The following is a 17,299-nucleotide window of genomic DNA, read 5'->3' on the forward strand; positions in this document are numbered from 1 at the left end:
GGGCGGATCACCTCGGGGTCGTGGGGGCGGGACGTCCCGTCCAGTCTAGGCGTCGGCGCGTCGTCCTGCCGGGGCTCACCAGCGGCCGAGCCGGTGCTGGAGCACGGCGAGGGCGGCGGGGCCGGCCGTGGAGGCGCGCAGCACGTGCGGGCCGAGCCGCACCGGCACGGCCCCCGCGGCCACGCAGGCCTCGAGCTCGGCCGGGCCGATCCCGCCCTCGGGGCCCACGACGACGGCGATCTCGGCGGCCGCGGAGAGCCGCTCCGCGGGCACCGCGGACACCCCGTGCTCCGCGTCCTCGTGCAGCACGAGGACGAGCCGGCCGCCGTCGTCGTCCCGGACCAGCCCGGCGACCGCCGTCCCGGAGACGTGGTCCCGGACCGCGGGCACCCGGGCGCGACGCGCCTGCTTGGCGGCCGCGCGGGCCGTGTCCGCCCACTTCTGGCGGGCCTTGGCGGCCTTGGGACCCTTCCAGCGGACGATCGAGCGCTCGGCCTCCCAGGGCACCACGGCGTCCACGCCGAGCTCGACGGCGGCCTGGACCGCCATGAGATCCCGGTCGCCCTTGGCGAGGGCCTGGACGAGCACGAGCGCCGGGGTGGGCGCCGGCTCCTCCGCCACCGTGTCCAGCCGCACGGTCACCGCGTCCGGGGCGGCCGCGAGCACGGTGCCGTGGCCGAGCGTGCCCGACCCGTCGGCCAGGAGCACGGCCTCCCCGGGGGCCAGGCGCATGGCCGCGGCGGCGTGCCGGGCCTCGGTACCGCCGAAGACGACCTCCGCGCCCGCGCTCGCGCCGGCCAGGGCGCCCGGCTCGAGGTGGAACAGGGGGGCGGTCACAGGTTCCTCAGGTTCTCCCGCAGCCGGGCGAACATGCCCTTGGCCTGGGGCGCGCCGTGCACGACCTCCTCGCCGCGCACCTCGGCCAGGCGCTCCAGGAGCTGGCGCTGCTCGTCGTCCAGGTCGGTGGGCGTGGTGACCACCACGTCCACCTTGAGGTCGCCGCGGCCCTGCCCGCGCAGGCGGCCGACGCCCAGGCCGTGGAGGACCTCGACGTGGCCGGACTGCACGCCCGGGTCCAGGCTGACGGACTGCTTGCCGTCCAGGGTGTCCAGCGTGACGGTGGTGCCCAGGGCCGCGGCGGCCATGGGGACGGTCACGGTGGTGGCCAGGTGGTCGCCCTCGCGGCGGAAGGTCTCGTCCGGGCGGACCGCGATCTCCACGTAGAGGTCCCCGTTCGGGCCGCCGCCCGGGCCGGCCTCGCCGCGGCCGGCGAGGTGGATGCGGGTGCCGTCGTCCACGCCCGCGGGGATGCGCAGGGTCAGCGGCGTCCGGGTGCGGACGCGGCCCTGCCCGTCGCACTCGTGGCAGGGCGTTGGGATGACGGTGCCGAACCCCTGGCAGGCGGGGCAGGCCTCGGTGGCCATGACGGTGCCCAGCAGCGACCGCACGGGGCGCTGGATCATGCCGTGGCCGTGGCAGGTCTGGCAGGTCTCCGGCTGGGTGCCGGGCTCGCAGCACGAGCCCTCGCACCGATCGCAGCGCACGGCCGTGTCCAGCTCGATCGTCTGCTCGCCGCCGAAGACGGCGTCGCGCAGGTCGATCCGCGCGGTCACCAGGGCGTCCTGGCCGCGGCGGGCGCGGCTGGCGGGGCCGCCGCGGCCGCCCTGGCCGGCGGCGTTCATGAAGGTCTCGAAGATGTCGGCGAAGCCCCCGAAGCCGCCCGCCCCGCCGAAGCCGCCCGGGAAGCCGGCCTGGCCGTTCTCGTTGCCCGTCGTGTCGTAGGCCCGGCGCCGGCCCTCGTCCGAGAGCACCTCGTAGGCGTGGGAGATGCGCTTGAACTGCTCGGCCGCCTCCGGGTCGGGGTTGACGTCCGGGTGGTGGGTGCGCGCGAGCTTGCGGTAGGCGCGGCGGATCTCCTCGGTGCTGGCGTCACGGCTGACGCCGAGCGTCTCGTAGTGGTCGGTCACGGTGGGGATTCCTCTCGGGGAGAGCGGGACGTGGGGCGATGCGGGACGGGGCCCGCCAGGACACGCGGAGGCGCGTCAGGTGGTCAGGATGCGGGAGAGATAGCGGGCGATCGCCCGGACGGCGGCCATGGTGCCCGGGTAGTCCATCCGGGTCGGACCGATGACGCCGACCTTCGCCACGGCGCCGGGGCCGTAGGCGGCCGCGACCACCGAGGTGTCCGCGAGCGATCCGGCGTTCTCGGAGCCGATCCGCACGGACACCCCGTGGGCGTCCTGCTCCATCTCCGTGAGCAGGCGCAGCAGCACCACCTGCTCCTCGAGCGCCTCCAGGATCGGCCCGATGGACGCGCCGAAGTCCCCCGGGGAGCGGGCCAGGTTGGCGGTGCCGGCCAGCACGATGCGGTCCTGCCGGCCGGCCTCGAGCAGGTCGTGGACGGCCGCGGCCACGAGGGCGGCGGACTGCCGGTGCTCCGGGCGGACCCGGGTGACGACGTCGTCCACCACGGTGGCCGCCTGCACCGGACCGAGCCCCAGCAGGGCGTCCAGCAGGAGGCCGCGGAGCACGGACAGCTCCGCCTCGTCGACCGGACGGTCCAGCACGGCGTGCCGCTGGTCCACCCGCCCCGTGGACAGGATGAGGACCACGAGCACGCGCGTGGGCGCGAGGGAGACCAGTTCGAGGTGGCGGATCGTGGAGCCGTCCTCGTGGGGGAACTGCGCGACGGCGACCTGCTGGGTCAGCTGGGCCAGGAGGCGCACCGTGGACTCCATCATGTGCTCGGTGTCCGTCTCCGGGTCCAGCAGGGTCCGCACGGCCCGGCGCTCGGCCGGGGACAGCGGCTTCACCTCGGAGAGGCGGTCGACGAACACGCGGTAGCCCTTGTCCGTGGGGACGCGCCCGGCGGAGGTGTGCGGGGCCACGATGAGGCCCTCCTCCTCGAGCGCAGCCATGTCGTTGCGCACGGTCGCGGAGGACACGCCCAGGGCGTGCCGTTCCACGAGCGCCTTGGAGCCCACGGGCTCGCGCAGCGCCACGTAGTCCTCCACGATCGCCTGGAGCACCTGCAGGCGGCGGGGCTGCTCCGACATCTCGGTCCTCCTCTGGTCCGTCGGGATCCGGGGCGACCCCGGAGGTGCCCCTGGCTGGCACTCCGGCGGGTCAAGTGCCAATGCTACCGTCCGACCCGGGGGACGACCCGACCGGCCCGCACGGCTTCGCTCACGGTGATCGCCCGCCCCCGTTGCTACCGTGCTCTCCCATGGACTGGAGCAGCTGGGGCCCCGCGGGCCACGACGACCTGACGCGCCGCCCCGCCCGGACCGTCCCCGATGCGCCCGGACCGTCCCCGATGTGCCCGCCACCCCCGGCACGGTGGTCGAGGACGTGGCCTCCGGGTTCACCGGGGCCGTGATCGGCATCGAGCGCTCCGGCGGCGTGCACGTGGTGGTCCTGGAGGACCGCCGCGGCGTGCGCCGCGGCTTCCCCCTCGGCGGCGGCTTCTGGATCGACGGCGAGCCCGTGACCCTGGTCCCCCCGACCGCCGCGGCCCCGGCGGCGCCGGCCCGCACCGCCTCCGGCTCGCGACGGGTCGAGGGGGCGCGGGCCCGCACCGCCCGCGCCTCTCGCATCTGGGTGGAGGGCGTGCACGACGCCGAGCTGGTGGAGAAGGTGTGGGGCGAGGACCTGCGCCTCGAGGGCATCGTCGTGGAGCCCCTGCACGGCGTGGACGACCTCGCCGGGGCGATCCGTGCGTTCGCCCCCGGTCCGCGGCGCCGGCTCGGGATCCTCGTGGACCATCTCGTCACCGGGTCCAAGGAGGAGCGCCTCGCGGCCGAGGCCATGCGCGTGCCGGGGGCCGCGGGCAACGTGCTCATCCTCGGTCACCCCTACGTGGACGTCTGGCAGGTCATCAAGCCCTCCGTCCTCGGCATCCCCGCGTGGCCCGTCGTGCCGAAGGGGCAGGACTGGAAGACGGGGATCCTGCGGGGACTGGGCTGGCCGCACGGGAGCAAGGAGGCCACGGGGCTGGGGTGGAAGCGGCTGCTCTCCCACGTCACCACGTACGCGGACCTCGAGCCGTCCCTGCTGGGCCGCGTGGAGGAGCTCATCGACTTCCTCACCGCCGCACCCGAGCACTGATCTCGGCGCGCGCTATGCTGGCCCATGCCCTGCGCCCGGTCCCCGGCGCGCGGGTCCCGCGATCCAGGAGGAGCCCCTCGTGAACACCCGCGCGCAGCCCGACGCCGGCCGCACCGGCCACGGCCCGCCCGCCTGGCTCGTCTCGGCCGGCGGCCGCGGCGCCCCGCTCACGGCGAAGCAGGACCGTGACCGCGCGGCGCTGGCCCACCTCAGTCTGGCGTTCGGCGTGCTCGGCCCGCTGGTCGTGTGGCTGCTCTACCGCGACCGCGGCCCGTTCACCTCGCAGGAGTCGCGCGAGGCCCTGAACTTCTCCGGGCCGCCCACGCTCATCACGCTCCTGTTCTTCTTCCTGTCCCTGCTGCCGGTGGTCGGCCCGATCTTCGCGATCCTCGGCGCGCTCACGTGGGCCGCCATGGCGGTCTACGGCGTGATGGGCGCCTCGCACGTGTCCAAGGGCCGTCCGTTCCGGTACCCGTTCAACCTGCGCATCCTGCGCTGACCCGGGGCCGGCCGGTCAGAAGCCGGCCAGCGCCCGGACGATCGCGTCGTTGCGCAGCCGCCCCTCGAGCGTGGGGATGATGCGCCCGTCGACGGCGGCACGCCCGTCCAGCAGGCCCGCGGCGATGAGTTCGGCGATCGCCCCGCGGATCCGCGCGGCCTCCCCCGGCGTCTCCGAGACGAGCTCCGCGGTCGGGAGCCCGTCCACCGTGCGCACCGCGAGCATGATGCGCTCGAGTCGCCGCGCGTCGGCGTCGGGCCGCTCGCGGCCGACGGCGGGGGTGACCCCCGTGGCCAGCCGTTGCGCGTAGGCGGCGGGGTGCTTGGCGTTCCAGAACCGGACGCCGGCGAGGTGCGAGTGCGCTCCCGGGCCGATCCCCCACCAGTCCTGGTCCTCCCAGTACGCCACGTTGTGCCGCGCGCGGTGGACCCCGGAGCCCTGCGGGTCGCGCGCCCAGTTGGACACCTCGTACCAGCGGTAGCCGGCGGCGCCGAGCAGCTCCTCGGCGAGCAGGTACTTGTCCGCCTGGTCGTCGGGGTCCACGTCCGCCACCTCGCCGCGGGCCACCTGGGCCCCGAGCTTGGTGCCCTCCTCCACGATCAGCGAGTACGCGCTCACGTGGTCCGGGGCCAGGGCGACGGCGGCCTCGAGCGTGGCCCGCCAGTCGGCGAGGGACTCTCCCGCGGTCCCGTAGATCAGGTCCAGGGACACCTCCAGGCCGGCCTCGCGGGCCGCGGCGACGGCGGCGGGGACGGACTCGGGCCGATGGGTGCGCTCGAGCGTGGCGAGCACGTGCGGCACCGCGGACTGCATGCCCAGGGAGAGGCGGGTGAAGCCGCCGGCCGCGAGCTCACGGGCGTACTCCGGAGTGATGGTGTCCGGGTTGGCCTCGGTGGTGACCTCCGCGCCGGGCGCGATCCCGAACCGGTCCACCGCCGCCTGGAGGATGCGCACGAGGTCCGCGGCCGGCAGGAGCGTGGGCGTGCCGCCGCCGAAGAACACCGTGTGCAGCGGGCGGGCGGGCACGTCCGAGGACGCGAGCACGTCCGCGGCGAAGTCCAGCTCCGCGACCGCCGACTCCCAGTAGTCGCCGCGACCCGCGCCGGGGCCGAGGTCGACGGCCGTGTACGTGTTGAAGTCGCAGTAGCCGCAGCGCACCGTGCAGAACGGCACGTGGACGTACAGGCTGAAGGTGCGCGCCGCGCCGTCGCGGGCGGCCGCGCGCACCCGCTGCCCGACGTCGGCCGGCAGCCGGCCGTCGTCGGGGACGGGCTCGCCGAGGGGCAGGGCGGGCACTTACTTCTTCGCCGCCTGGTCGGCGCCGGCGCCGTCCGAGGACAGGGCGGCGATGAAGGCCTCCTGCGGGACCTCCACCCGGCCGACCATCTTCATGCGCTTCTTGCCCTCCTTCTGCTTCTCGAGCAGCTTGCGCTTGCGGGAGATGTCGCCGCCGTAGCACTTGGAGAGCACGTCCTTGCGGATCGCGCGGATGTTCTCGCGGGCGATGATGCGCGAGCCGATGGCGGCCTGGATCGGCACCTCGTACTGCTGGCGCGGGATCAGCTCCTTGAGCTTGCCCGTCATCATCACGCCGTACGCGTAGGCGTTGTCCCTGTGGGTGATCGAGGAGAACGCGTCCACCTGTTCGCCCTGGAGCAGGATGTCCACCTTGACGAGGTCGGCGACCTGGTCGCCGTCGGCCTTCCAGTCCAGCGAGGCGTACCCCTTGGTGCGGGACTTGAGCTGGTCGAAGAAGTCGAACACGATCTCGGCCAGCGGGATCCAGTAGCGGATCTCCACGCGTTCCTCGGAGAGGTAGTCCATGCCCTTGAGATTGCCGCGCTTGGCCTGGCACAGCTCCATGACGGCGCCGATGAACTCGGCCGGCACGATGATCGTGGCCGAGGCCATGGGCTCGCGCACCTCGAGGATCTTGCCCTCGGGGAACTCGGAGGGGTTGGTCACGGTGACGACCTCACGGTCCTCCCGGGTGACCTCGTAGACCACGTTGGGCGCGGTGGAGATGAGGTCGAGGTCGAACTCGCGCTCGAGGCGCTCGCGCACGATCTCCAGATGCAGCAGACCGAGGAAGCCGACGCGGAAGCCGAAGCCCAGCGCGACCGAGGTCTCCGGCTCGTAGACGAGCGCGGCGTCGTTGAGCTTGAGCTTGTCCAGGGCGTCACGCAGCACGGGATAGTCCGAGCCGTCGATGGGGTACAGACCCGAGAACACCATGGGCTTGGGGTCCTCGTAGCCACCCAGGGACTGCTCCGCCGGGTGGGCGTGGTTGGTGACCGTGTCGCCCACCTTGGACTGACGCACGTCCTTCACGCCGGTGATGAGGTAGCCCACCTCGCCCGCGGCCAGGCCCTTGGTGGGCACGGGCTCCGGGGAGGAGACGCCGATCTCGAGGAGCTCGTAGGTGGTGCCCGTGGACATCATGCGGACCTTCTCCCGCGGGGAGAGCCGGCCGTCCACGACGCGCACGTACGTGACGACGCCCCGGTAGGTGTCGTACACGGAGTCGAAGATCATCGCGCGGGCCGGGGCGTCCGCGTCCCCCTCCGGGCCGGGGACGGCGCGGACCACGCGGTCCAGCAGCTCCTCGACGCCGACGCCCGTCTTGCCGGAGACGCGCAGCACGTCCTCGGGCTCGCAGCCGATCAGGGAGGCCAGCTCGGCCGCGTAGCGGTCCGGATCCGCGGCGGGCAGGTCGATCTTGTTGAGCACGGGGATGATCTCCAGCTCGTGCTCCATGGCGAGGTAGAGGTTCGCCAGGGTCTGGGCCTCGATGCCCTGGGCGGCGTCCACCAGCAGGATCGCGCCCTCACACGCGGCCAGCGAGCGGGAGACCTCGTAGGTGAAGTCCACGTGCCCGGGGGTGTCGATCATGTTCAGGGCGTAGTCCACCCCGTCCACGGACCAGGGCATGCGCACGGCCTGGGACTTGATGGTGATGCCGCGCTCACGCTCGATGTCCATGCGGTCCAGGTACTGGGCCTTCATGTCGCGGGGCTGCACGACGCCGGTGGCCTGCAGCATGCGGTCCGCCAGCGTGGACTTGCCGTGGTCGATGTGGGCGATGATGCAGAAGTTGCGGATCACCGAGGGGTCGGTGGCAGCGGGCACCGGGGGGTTCGACGCCAGGGGCGACACGGGCACTTCCTCTACGGGTGACGGGGACGGGACTCTGACCGCCTAGTCTCTCATGTCCCGCCGCCGACCCGACCCGGACGCCGGGCCCGCGCGTCCACTAGATTCACGCCCATGGCCTTCGACCTGCATCGCGCCCTGTCCCTCGGCCGCCGGACGGCACGCCTGATCGGCACCCTCCGCGACGACGCCCGGCCGCGTCGAGCCGCCTCCGAGGCCGGTCGACGGGCCGGCGACCGGAGCGGCCCGTCACCCTTCCCGGGCCCGCCCGGGCCTCCCGGGCCCGCGTGGGACCCCACGGAGCCCACCGACTCGTGGCCGATGCCCGGGCCCGGGCAGGAGCGCCGGCCCCGGCGACAGGACACCGGCCGCCACGCGTCCCTGCCGGACTTCACCGGGACCGTCCGCGTCGAGTACGCGCCCGTGCCCGGGCCGACGGCCGGGCCGGGCGAGGTCGTGTGGACCTGGGTGCCGTACGAGGAGATGGACGGCCGGGGCAAGGACCGCCCCGTGCTCCTGATCGGCCGGGACGGGGCGCACCTGCTCGGGCTCATGCTGACCAGCCGGGACCGGAACAACGCCCTGGCCCGGGACGAGGACTACGTGGACGTGGGCGCGGGCGCCTGGGACCGGTCCGGCCGCGCCTCGGAGGCGAAGCTGGACCGGGTGGTCCGCGTGGATCCGGCCGCGGTGCGCCGGGAGGGCGGCGTCCTGGACCGGGCGGCCTTCGACCGGGTCACGGCCGCGCTGGCCCGCGCCCGGCGGCGGGGGCGCTGAGTCCGCCGCGCGGATCGCAGGGTCTGGGTGGTAGGATCGTCCGCATTGTGTCCGCCGGTCGACGGGCACCCCCGGAACGGGTCATCATCGGTGTTCCCCACGCCGCTCAGTCCACGGATCCGGGCACCCTCCACGACCCCCTGTTCATGCGGCGCCCGGACCCTCGTCCGCGCCGCCGACGACGAAGGACCCGATTTGGCTAACATCAAGTCCCAGAAGAAGCGCATCCTCACCAACGAGAAGGCGCGCCAGCGCAACGTCGCGGTGAAGTCCGAGCTGAAGACCGCCATCCGCGCCGTGGACAAGGCCGTCGCCGCCGGCGAGGCCGAGGCCGCCGCCGCCGCGCTGCGCACCGCCTCCCGCAAGCTGGACAAGGCCGCTTCGAAGGGCGTCATCCACAAGAACCAGGCCGCGAACCGCAAGTCCGGCATCGCCGCCCGCGTGAAGGCCCTCCTCGGCTGATCCACGCCCCCGGCTGTGACCGCGGCCCCCGCCCCGAGCGATCGGTGCGGGGGCCGCGTCGTGTCCGGGCAGCCCCCGTCGCGTGCCGTCCGGCGGCGCCGTCAGCGGCTGACGGCGGTGGCCACGCGGATGACCGCGCGCTCGACGGCGAACTCCGGGTTGCGGGAGGCGCCCTTGGCCTCGGCGTCGGCCTGGGCGATCCACTCCACGGCCTGCGCGATGCCGGCCGCCGTCCAGTGCCGCGCCGCCTGCTGGATGTAGCGCACCTGGAACGGGGCCACCCCGAGCAGGGACGGCAGCTCGGCGGCGGGCCGGCGGGCGTCGATCATCCGTGCCACCTGCCGCGCCTTGAGCGCGAGCGCCGCGGTGATCATCACCGGGTGCACGCCGGTGGCCATCGCGTGCCGCACGAGGGACACGGCCCTCGCCGCCTGCCCCTCGAGCGCCGCGTCGGCCACCGCGAAGCTCGTGGCCTCCACGCGGCCGCTGTAGTAGGTGTCCACGGTCTCGACGGTGACGACGCCCTCGGTGTCGTCGACGAGCTGGGCGCACGCGGCCGCGAGCTCCGTGAGCGAGGCGCCGGTGGCGCGGATGAGCGCGCGGGCCGCCTCCTCGTCGATGCGTCGACGCCGGTCGCGGAACTCGGCCTGCACGAAGGCCAGCCGCTCCTCGTCCTTCTTCAGCGGCACGCATTCGACCACCGTGCCGGCCTGGGCGACGGCGTCCAGCAGCTTCTTGCCGCGGTTGCCGCCGGTGTGGCGCAGCACGAGCGTGACGTCCTCCGCGCCCGGGCCCTGCTGGACGAGGCGCAGGGCGTCCTCGAGGAACGCGTCGTTCATGGCCTCGAGGCCCTCGACCGTGATGAGGGTGGGCTCGGCGAAGAGGGACGGGCTGGCCGCGGTGGCCAGCTGGCCGGGCTGGTACTCCCCCGCGCGGAGCCGGTGGATCTCCAGCTGGCCGTGGCGCTCGCGCAGAGCCTGGGTCACGCGGTCCGTCACCCAGCGGGCGGCATGGTCCTCGGGCCCCTTGAGGAGCATGAGCGGGGCGGGCTCGGCTCGCCGCCAGGCCAGCGGGTCGGTGCGGCCGGCTCGGCCGGAACGGGGGCTGCGGGCGGCGGACATGCGTCCCATCCTAGGGTCCGGTGCGGACGCTCGAGGGCGGGCGGACGGTGTGAGCCGCGATCTCGGGCGCGCCGTCGGGGTCGGGGCCGTCCGCAGCCGTGAGGGCCAGCGTGCCGTGCAGGTCCGTGCGGGCCACCGGCCCGAGGCGGCCGAGCGCGTCCACCGTGGCCCGGTGGGGGTGTCCGTACGGGTTGTCGGCGCCCACGGAGACCACGTGCAGGCGGGCGCCGACGGCGCGCGGCACGGCCGTCCCACCGTTGCGCGCGCCGTGGTGGGCGACCTTGAGCACGTCCACGTGCGGCGGTGCGGCGGCATCGGACCGGCGCCCCGCGACCCACGCCGCGGAGGCGTCCTCCTCCATGTCGCCGGTGACCAGCGTCGTGACCGGACCGGCCCCGCTCTCGACGGTGACCAGCACCTGGGCGGAGGCGTCGTTCTCCTCGGGGGCCCGCGCGTCGGCGAGCAGCACGTGCCACCGCACCGGCCCGGCCGTGCCCGTCGCGCCGGTGCGGAGCCGTGCCGCGTCGGCGGGCGGGTCGACGCCCTCCGCCTCCCCGCCGCGCCCTCCCCTGCCCTGCCCCGGTGCGTCCCGGGTCGCGTAGTGCACCGCCCCGGGGGAGGCGCGGTCGACAACGCCGGCCAGTCCCCCGGCGTGGTCGGCGTGCAGGTGGGTGAGCAGCACGGCGTCCACCCGGTCGACGTCGAGGTCGTCGAGGCAGCGACGAGCGAGCCCCGGCTCGGGCCCGACGTCGACGACGACCCCCGCGTGCGGGCCGGACCGGAACACGGCCATGTCCCCCTGGCCGACGTCGCAGAACGCCACCGCCCAGTCCGGCGGGGCCGCGCCCGAGGCCCGCGGCACGAGGACCGCCCCGACCGCACCCGTGGTGGCCGCGGCCAGCGCGGCGGCGAGCACGACCAGGGCGGGGAGGCGCTCGCGGGTCCGCGGCGCGCTGCGGCCGACACGCCGCACCGGGGCGGCCCGGCGTCGTTCGAGCAGGAGCACGGCGGCGAATCCGAGGAGCGTCGCGGCCACCAGCAGGACGCCCAGCCCGGCACCGAGGGCCCCGGCCGGCCACGGACGCAGCGCCCCGGGCAGCGAGGCGCTGGTGTGGGCGACCCACCCGATCCAGGCCGCGGGCCACTGGATCACGGCCACGAGGGCGGCGGCGATCCCCGGCGCGGGCAGGGCGAGGGCCGCGGCGAGGGTGCCCAGGACGGTCACGGGCGGCACGGCCGGGGCGGCCAGCAGATTGGCCGGCACCGCGTAGGCCGACACCTCGCCCGTCATGGCCAGGATGATCGGCTGACAGGCCAGGTGGGCGGCCACGGTCACCGCGAGCGACGCCGAGAGCCACCGCGCCACGACGTCGGGCAGCACCCGGCCGAGCCCGGCGTGCAGCGCACGGTCGAGGGGCGCGCCGCCCAGGACGATGCCCGCGGTCGCCGCCAGGGAGAGGTGGAAGGCCGGTTCCACGGCGAGGGCCGGCACCGCGACGAGCAGGGCCGTGCCGCCCACCGTCAGGAGTCCGAACGCCTGCCGCGCGCGGCCGAAGAACACCGCGAGGGCTCCGAGAGCGCCCATCACGGCCGCCCGGAGCACGGACGGCTCCGGTCCCACGACGACCACGAACACCCCGAGGACCGCCAGCCCGGCGCTGAGGACCACCGCCCGGTGCACCCGCGCGCAGCGCAGGGTGATCGCGACCGCGCCGAGGATCATGGCCACGTTGGCCCCGGACACGGCAGACAGGTGCGACAGGCCCGAGGCCTTCATGGCGTCGTCGAGGGCGGGCCCCTGGGCGGAGCGGTCGCCCAGCACCAGCCCCGGGATGAGCTCCGGCGCCGCGCCGACCGTGCCCTCCGCGGACTGACGGAATGCGGCGCGCAGCGCCTCCCGCCGCGGCGGGCCCGGGCCGCCGTCGATGGCCCCGCCCGCCGTCTCCACCCCGCCGGGGCAGGGTCCCGGCTGCGGGGCGGCCGCGGCGGCCAGGAACACGGTGGAGCCGGACCTCGACGGCCGGGCCACGACGCACACCCGCGATCCCGGCCCGCCGCCGGGGGCCGCCGTCCCGTCCGACGGCGCGGCGATCGTCGCGGGCGGTGCTCCCCCGCCCGTGAGTCGGGCCGTCACGGCCGCCTCGGGGGCCCGCGGCGGATGACCGAACGTCTCGACCCGCACGGGCACGCTCCAGCGCGGGCCGAAGGCCGCCTCGCTCAGGGTGGCGGGCCCGTCCAGGGTCAGCTCGAGCCGCAGCGGTGAGCCCGCGTGCACCGCGCCGGTCCAGCCGCTGCCCTCGGCCGCGGCGGCCGGCCCGGCCGAGTGCTGCAGCATCAGGGCCGCGGCCACGCCGGCCAGCGCCGCCGCGGTGGCCACGCCCCGTATCCGACCGGTCGAGCGGGCGGCGCCCAGGACGGCGGCCGCGGCGACGGCCAGCCCGGTGAGGGCCGCCGCCGAGCGGGCCGGGGCGTCCCAGCCGACGCCGAGGATCCCGAGGGTCAGGCAGGCGAGCAGGGCGGGCACCCACCGGGCCTCGAGCGGGCCGGGCACCTCGCGGCGGCGGGCGCGGCGGTCCATGGGATCGCTGGACGGGCCCGGGACCGGGCTCACCACGAGACGTGGTCACGCAGCCGGTCGAGCGTGGCCGGGCCGATGCCGGGCACCGCGTCCAGGTCCGGCAGGCCGGTGAACGGGCCGACCGTCTCGCGGTGGGCGATGATCTTCTCCGCCGTGGCGGGGCCGACGCCGGGCAGGGTCTGCAGCTCCGTGGCGTCAGCGGTGTTCAGGTCCACGGTGCCGCCGGGCTCGGCGCCGCCCGGCTCGCCTCCGGCACCGGCCCCGCCCGTGGTCGGCGTGGGCTGCGCCTGCGCGGCCCCGGCCACCCGGTCCAGGGCGTCCTGCGGCGTGTGGGCGGAGGGGACGAGGACCTGTTGGCCGTCGTCCAACGGGGCCGCGAGGTTGATGCGCTCCGCCCGGGCGTCCCGGGTCGGGCCGCCCGCCGCGCGCACGGCGTCGGCCACCCGGGAGCCCGGCGCGAGGCTGACCACTCCCGGCCGGGCGACCTCGCCCACCACGTGCACCCGCAGCGGGCCGGACCCGGCGGGCTCGGGCGCCTCCCCCGACGGCCCCGCCTCGGACGTCCGCGCGTCGGTGCCCGCCGCCGACGGGGCGGCGGAGGGCGCGCCGGTCTGCGGGATGCCTGCCCCGGCCGCGGCCGCCGGGATCGCCGCGGGCGGCGCCGGGGTGGTCAGCCAGGCCACCGCCCACCAGGCCGCCGCGGCGACGAGCAGCACGGTGACGGCCAGCAGGGCCGGCCGCCACCGCAGCACCGGGCCCCGGGGCGGGGTGCGCTCCCACCCGGACGCGGCGTGCGGGCCGGCTGTGTCGACGTCGGGGACGGCCGCGGGCGCGGGGTCCGGGGTGAACGCGGGCGGATCGTCGCAGAGGCGGTGGCTGGGGCTCATGCGGGCAGTCTGCGTCCCCGTCGCCGAGTCGGGCGCGTCCCGCACCCGGCCTGGGGATCACCACCGCGGTCCGGGGCGGTGTGCAGGAACGGACGCGCCCGTCTCCTCGGCTCGCCTGCACGGGAGGCCTCAGTCCCCCGAGCCCCCCGTGGGCGATTCCAGCGGGCAGATCACCACACCCAGCGCGCCCAGGCCCAGGTGCGCGGCGAGCACAGCGGGCAGCTCGACGACGGGCACGGGGGTGGTGGAGATCGGCTGGAGCCGCTCCGCGAGCTGCCCGGCCGTCTCGGGGTCGCCGTACGCGTGCACGGCGATCCGCACCGGGTCCCCGCCGGCCCGCTCGGTCGCGAGCTCCACGAGCCGGTCGACGGCCCGGGCCGCGGAGCGCGGGCGGTCGACCAGGCCGATCGCGCCGTCGTCGACGGCCATGACGGGGCGCACCTGCAGCAGCGTGCCCAGCAGCGAGGCGAGCCCGCTGATCCGCCCGCCCCGGCGCAGCTGCTCGAGGCTGGGCACCGTGAACAGCACATGGCTGGAGTCCACGGTGGCCTCGAGCCGCTCGCGGATGCGGGCCACGGGCATGCCCACCCCCGCGTCCACGGCGGCGTCCACCACGGCCATGCCCAGCGCGAAGCCCACGGTGCGCGAGTCCACCACGGTCACCGGGCGCTCGGCGTCCGCGGCGGCCACGCGCGCGGCCTCCACGGTGCCGGAGAGCTCGCCGGAGAGGTGGACGGAGAGGATGCGTGCGTAGCCGGCGCGGGCCAGCTCGGCGTAGGCCGTCCGGAACGCACCCGGCGAGGGCCGCGAGGTGCGCACCGGGGTGCCGGCGGCCAGGGCCAGCGGCAGCTCCAGCGCGAGCTCGTCCGTGCCCTCCGTGTGGATCTGCTCGCCCACCATGACGGGCAGCGCCACCTGGCGGATCCCGGCGGCCAGACCGTGTCCGAGGACGGCGCTGGGCAGGGCCGCGGCCGAGTCCGTGACGACGGCCGTGCGGTCCCGGCGGGGCGGGCGCAGCCCGTAGCGTGCCCGCCCGGCCAGCTGGGAGCGGCGGGAGCGCAGGCGGACGAGCGCGTCGTCGCGCCACTGCTCGATGCTCGCCACGGCCTGCCTCCTCTCCCCCGGCCCGGTCGGGGCCGGTCTCACGCGGTCAGCGGATCACCAGGTTCACGAGCTTGGGCTCGCGCACGATCACCTTGACGATCTCGGCGTCCCCGATGAAGTTCCGCACCTTCTGCGACGCGCGGGCGCGCGCCTCGAGGTCCTCGGCGGTGATGTCCGCGGGCACCTCGAGGGTGTCGCGGACCTTGCCCTTGACCTGGACGACGGCCGTGACGGTGTCCTCGACCAGCAGCGCCTCGTCCACCGCGGGCCAGCCGGCGCGGACCACGGAGGGCTCGTGGCCCAGGAGGACCCACATGTCCTCGGCCGTGTACGGCGCCACGAGGGAGAGCAGCACGGCCACGGCCTCGGCGGCCTCGCGGACGGCGGGGTCGGCCGCGCCGGCGCCCGCGTCGATCTCCTTGCGGGCCGCGTTGACCAGCTCCATCGTCTTGGCGACGACCACGTTGAACTTGCCGTCGTCCAGCAGCTGCTGGGCCTCGTGCACGGTCCGGTGCGTCACCCGGCGCAGGGTCACGGCCCCGTCCGCCGGGTCCGTGCCGGCCGGGGCGCCCGTCGCGCGGACGTCGCGGGCCAGGCGCCACGCGCGGGCCAGGAACTTGCCGGCCGCCCCCGGGGCGACGTCGGCCCAGTCCACGTCGTCCTCGGGCGGCGAGGCGAACACCATGGTCAGGCGCACGGCGTCGACGCCGAACTCGTCCAGCTGGTCGCCCAGGTCCACGCCGTTGCCCAGCGACTTGGACATGGCCTTGCCGCCGTTGAGCACCTGGCCCTGGTTGAGCAGGGCGCGGAACGGCTCGGTGAAGGGCACCAGGCCGAGGTCGTGCAGGGCCTTGGTGAAGAAGCGGGCATACAGCAGGTGCAGGATCGCGTGCTCCACGCCGCCCACGTACTGGTCCACGGGCAGCCAGCGACGCAGGGCCTCGGGGTCGAAGACGCGGGCGTCGTCGTTCGGGGACGCGTAGCGGAGCATGTACCAGGACGAGTCCACGAACGTGTCCATGGTGTCGGTGTCCCGTCGCGCGGGGCCGCCGCACTGCGGGCAGTCCACCTCGACCCACGACGTCGCCGCGGCCAGGGGCGACTGGCCCTTGGGGGCGAGCTGCTCGCCCTTGAGGTCGGTCGGCAGGGTGACCGGCAGCTGGTCCTCCGGCACGAGCACCTCGCCGCAGTCCGGGCAGTGGACCACGGGGATCGGGGTGCCCCAGAAGCGCTGACGGGAGAGCAGCCAGTCGCGCAGCCGGTACGTGGTGGTGCCCCGGCCGGTGCCGCGCTCCTGCACGATCTCGATGGCCCGCGCGATGGCCGCGGTCTTGTCCAGGCCGTCGAGCTCCCCGGAGTTCACCAGGATGCCCTCGCCGGTCGTCGCGACGCCGGAGACGGCCGGGTCCTCCTCGCCGGTGTCCAGCACGGCGCGCACGGGCAGCCCCATGGCGCGGGCGAAGTCGAGGTCGCGCTGGTCGTGGGCCGGCACGGCCATGATGGCGCCCGTGCCGTAGTCGGCCAGCACGTAGTCCGAGGCCCAGATCGGCAGGCGCTCACCGGTCAGCGGGTTCACGGCGTGGCGGCCCAGGAACACGCCGCTCTTCGGGCGGTCCGTGGCCTGGCGGTCGATGTCCGAGACCTTCTTCAGGTCCTCCCGGTACGCCTCGAGTTCGGCCCGCACGTCGTCGCCGGCGAGCTCGGCGGCCAGCGGCGCGTCGGCGGCGACCACCATGAAGGTCGCGCCGTGCAGCGTGTCCGGCCGGGTGGTGAAGACCGTGACGACGGGGCCGTCCTCGACCTGGAAGTCGACGTGGGCGCCCTCGGAGCGGCCGATCCAGTTGCGCTGCATGGCGAGCACGCGCTCGGGCCAGTGGCCGGTGAGCTGGTCCATGTCGTCCAGCAGCGCGTCCGCGTACTCGGTGATGCGGAAGTACCACTGGTTCAGGGTCCGCTTGGTGACCTCGGTTCCGCAGCGCTCGCAGCGGCCGTCCACGACCTGCTCGTTGGCGAGCACCGTCTGGTCCTGGGGGCACCAGTTGACCGGGGAGTCCTTCCGGTACGCCAGGCCCTTGCGGTACAGCTGCTGGAACAGCCACTGGGTCCACCGGTAGTACTCGGGGTCCGAGGTGTGCAGCTCACGGGACCAGTCCACGGCGATGCCGTACCGCTGGAAGGAGCGCTTCTGCGTCTCGATGTTCGCGTAGGTCCACTCGGCCGGGTGGGCGTCGCGCTTGATGGCGGCGTTCTCGGCCGGCAGGCCGAAGGAGTCCCAGCCGATGGGGTGCAGCACGTCGAAGCCGCGCTGCATCCAGTGGCGCGCGACGACGTCGCCCATCGCGAACGCCTCGGCGTGCCCCATGTGCAGGTCGCCCGACGGGTACGGGAACATGTCGACCACGGTGCGGGTCTCGGAGCCGTCCTCGCGCGGGGCGAACGTCCCGGCCTGCTCCCAGTACCCGGCCCAGCGGGCCTCCACGTCACGGAACGAGTACTCCGCGTCGGCGGGGATGCTGGGGGTGGCCGGCACGGCGCTGTCGGGGGTCTGGCTCACGGCGGTTCGAGTCCTCACGCAGTCGGGATGGGGCGCCGGCCCTCGGGCGGCGCGGAC

14 protein-coding genes are annotated in these 17,299 nt (G+C 75.5%); 4 read left to right on the forward strand and 10 right to left on the reverse strand.

Annotated features, from left to right (window positions below; genetic code table 11):
* Window positions 1-75: 75 nt before the first annotated feature.
* The 3 genes from J1M37_RS07835 to hrcA form a co-directional block, all read right to left on the reverse strand.
* Complete coding sequence (locus J1M37_RS07835) at window positions 76-837, reverse strand: 16S rRNA (uracil(1498)-N(3))-methyltransferase (RefSeq protein WP_136939983.1); 762 nt, start codon at window positions 835-837, stop codon at window positions 76-78.
* A complete protein-coding gene (gene dnaJ / locus J1M37_RS07840; RefSeq protein WP_036380884.1) occupies window positions 834-1,967 on the reverse strand; it encodes a molecular chaperone DnaJ in 1,134 nt (377 codons plus the stop codon). Before dnaJ ends, J1M37_RS07835 begins: the two co-directional genes overlap by 4 nt.
* 75 nt (window positions 1,968-2,042) lie before the next feature.
* Window positions 2,043-3,056: a heat-inducible transcriptional repressor HrcA gene (hrcA, locus tag J1M37_RS07845; RefSeq protein WP_036317200.1), complete on the reverse strand. Its 1,014-nt coding sequence runs from the start codon at window positions 3,054-3,056 to the stop codon at window positions 2,043-2,045.
* A gap of 184 nt (window positions 3,057-3,240) precedes the next feature.
* On the opposite strand from hrcA, the gene J1M37_RS07850 reads away from it, so the two are divergent.
* The gene (locus tag J1M37_RS07850; RefSeq protein WP_206452429.1) at window positions 3,241-4,107 is read left to right on the forward strand and encodes a DUF3097 family protein; all 867 of its coding nucleotides are present in this window, start codon (window positions 3,241-3,243) and stop codon (window positions 4,105-4,107) included.
* A 79-nt stretch (window positions 4,108-4,186) separates the two neighbouring features.
* Window positions 4,187-4,606, forward strand: coding sequence for a DUF4870 domain-containing protein (locus tag J1M37_RS11545; protein WP_002854682.1), 420 nt, complete (start codon window positions 4,187-4,189; stop codon window positions 4,604-4,606).
* A 15-nt stretch (window positions 4,607-4,621) separates the two neighbouring features.
* On the opposite strand, the gene hemW is transcribed toward J1M37_RS11545, so the two are convergent.
* Both hemW and lepA read right to left on the reverse strand, forming a co-directional pair.
* Entirely contained in the window at window positions 4,622-5,902 is a 1,281-nt protein-coding gene (gene hemW, locus J1M37_RS07860) for a radical SAM family heme chaperone HemW (RefSeq protein WP_206452423.1), read from the reverse strand.
* Window positions 5,903-7,762, reverse strand: coding sequence for a translation elongation factor 4 (gene lepA / locus J1M37_RS07865; RefSeq protein WP_044659803.1), 1,860 nt, complete (start codon window positions 7,760-7,762; stop codon window positions 5,903-5,905). It lies immediately after the preceding gene.
* Between the two features lie 111 nt (window positions 7,763-7,873).
* On the opposite strand from lepA, the gene J1M37_RS07870 reads away from it, so the two are divergent.
* Together J1M37_RS07870 and rpsT are read left to right on the forward strand one after the other, a co-directional pair.
* Window positions 7,874-8,536, forward strand: a complete 663-nt coding sequence (locus tag J1M37_RS07870) for a type II toxin-antitoxin system PemK/MazF family toxin (protein ID WP_060973718.1) — start codon at window positions 7,874-7,876, stop codon at window positions 8,534-8,536.
* Window positions 8,537-8,731: 195 nt separating this feature from the next.
* On the forward strand, window positions 8,732-8,998 hold the full coding sequence (rpsT, locus tag J1M37_RS07875) for a 30S ribosomal protein S20 (protein ID WP_002854699.1): 267 nt from the start codon (window positions 8,732-8,734) through the stop codon (window positions 8,996-8,998).
* A 101-nt stretch (window positions 8,999-9,099) separates the two neighbouring features.
* On the opposite strand, the gene holA is transcribed toward rpsT, so the two are convergent.
* From holA to leuS, 5 genes are all read right to left on the reverse strand, one after another.
* Window positions 9,100-10,119: a DNA polymerase III subunit delta gene (holA, locus tag J1M37_RS07880; RefSeq protein WP_049146780.1), complete on the reverse strand. Its 1,020-nt coding sequence runs from the start codon at window positions 10,117-10,119 to the stop codon at window positions 9,100-9,102.
* A gap of 10 nt (window positions 10,120-10,129) precedes the next feature.
* On the reverse strand, window positions 10,130-12,697 hold the full coding sequence (locus J1M37_RS07885) for a ComEC/Rec2 family competence protein (protein WP_098092680.1): 2,568 nt from the start codon (window positions 12,695-12,697) through the stop codon (window positions 10,130-10,132).
* Window positions 12,698-12,726: 29 nt separating this feature from the next.
* Window positions 12,727-13,584 (reverse strand): ComEA family DNA-binding protein, encoded by an 858-nt coding sequence (locus J1M37_RS07890; protein ID WP_206452424.1) that lies wholly within the window; start codon window positions 13,582-13,584, stop codon window positions 12,727-12,729.
* Between the two features lie 129 nt (window positions 13,585-13,713).
* Window positions 13,714-14,688 carry a DegV family protein gene (locus J1M37_RS07895; protein ID WP_049146789.1) on the reverse strand — a complete coding sequence of 325 codons (975 nt, stop codon included), beginning with the start codon at window positions 14,686-14,688 and terminating at the stop codon, window positions 13,714-13,716.
* A 46-nt stretch (window positions 14,689-14,734) separates the two neighbouring features.
* Window positions 14,735-17,242, reverse strand: a complete 2,508-nt coding sequence (gene leuS, locus J1M37_RS07900) for a leucine--tRNA ligase (protein WP_049146791.1) — start codon at window positions 17,240-17,242, stop codon at window positions 14,735-14,737.
* Window positions 17,243-17,299 lie beyond the last annotated feature (57 nt).

The sequence above is a fragment of the Micrococcus sp. KRD012 genome (assembly GCF_017168555.1).
Taxonomy (GTDB): Bacteria; Actinomycetota; Actinomycetes; order Actinomycetales; family Micrococcaceae; genus Micrococcus; species Micrococcus luteus.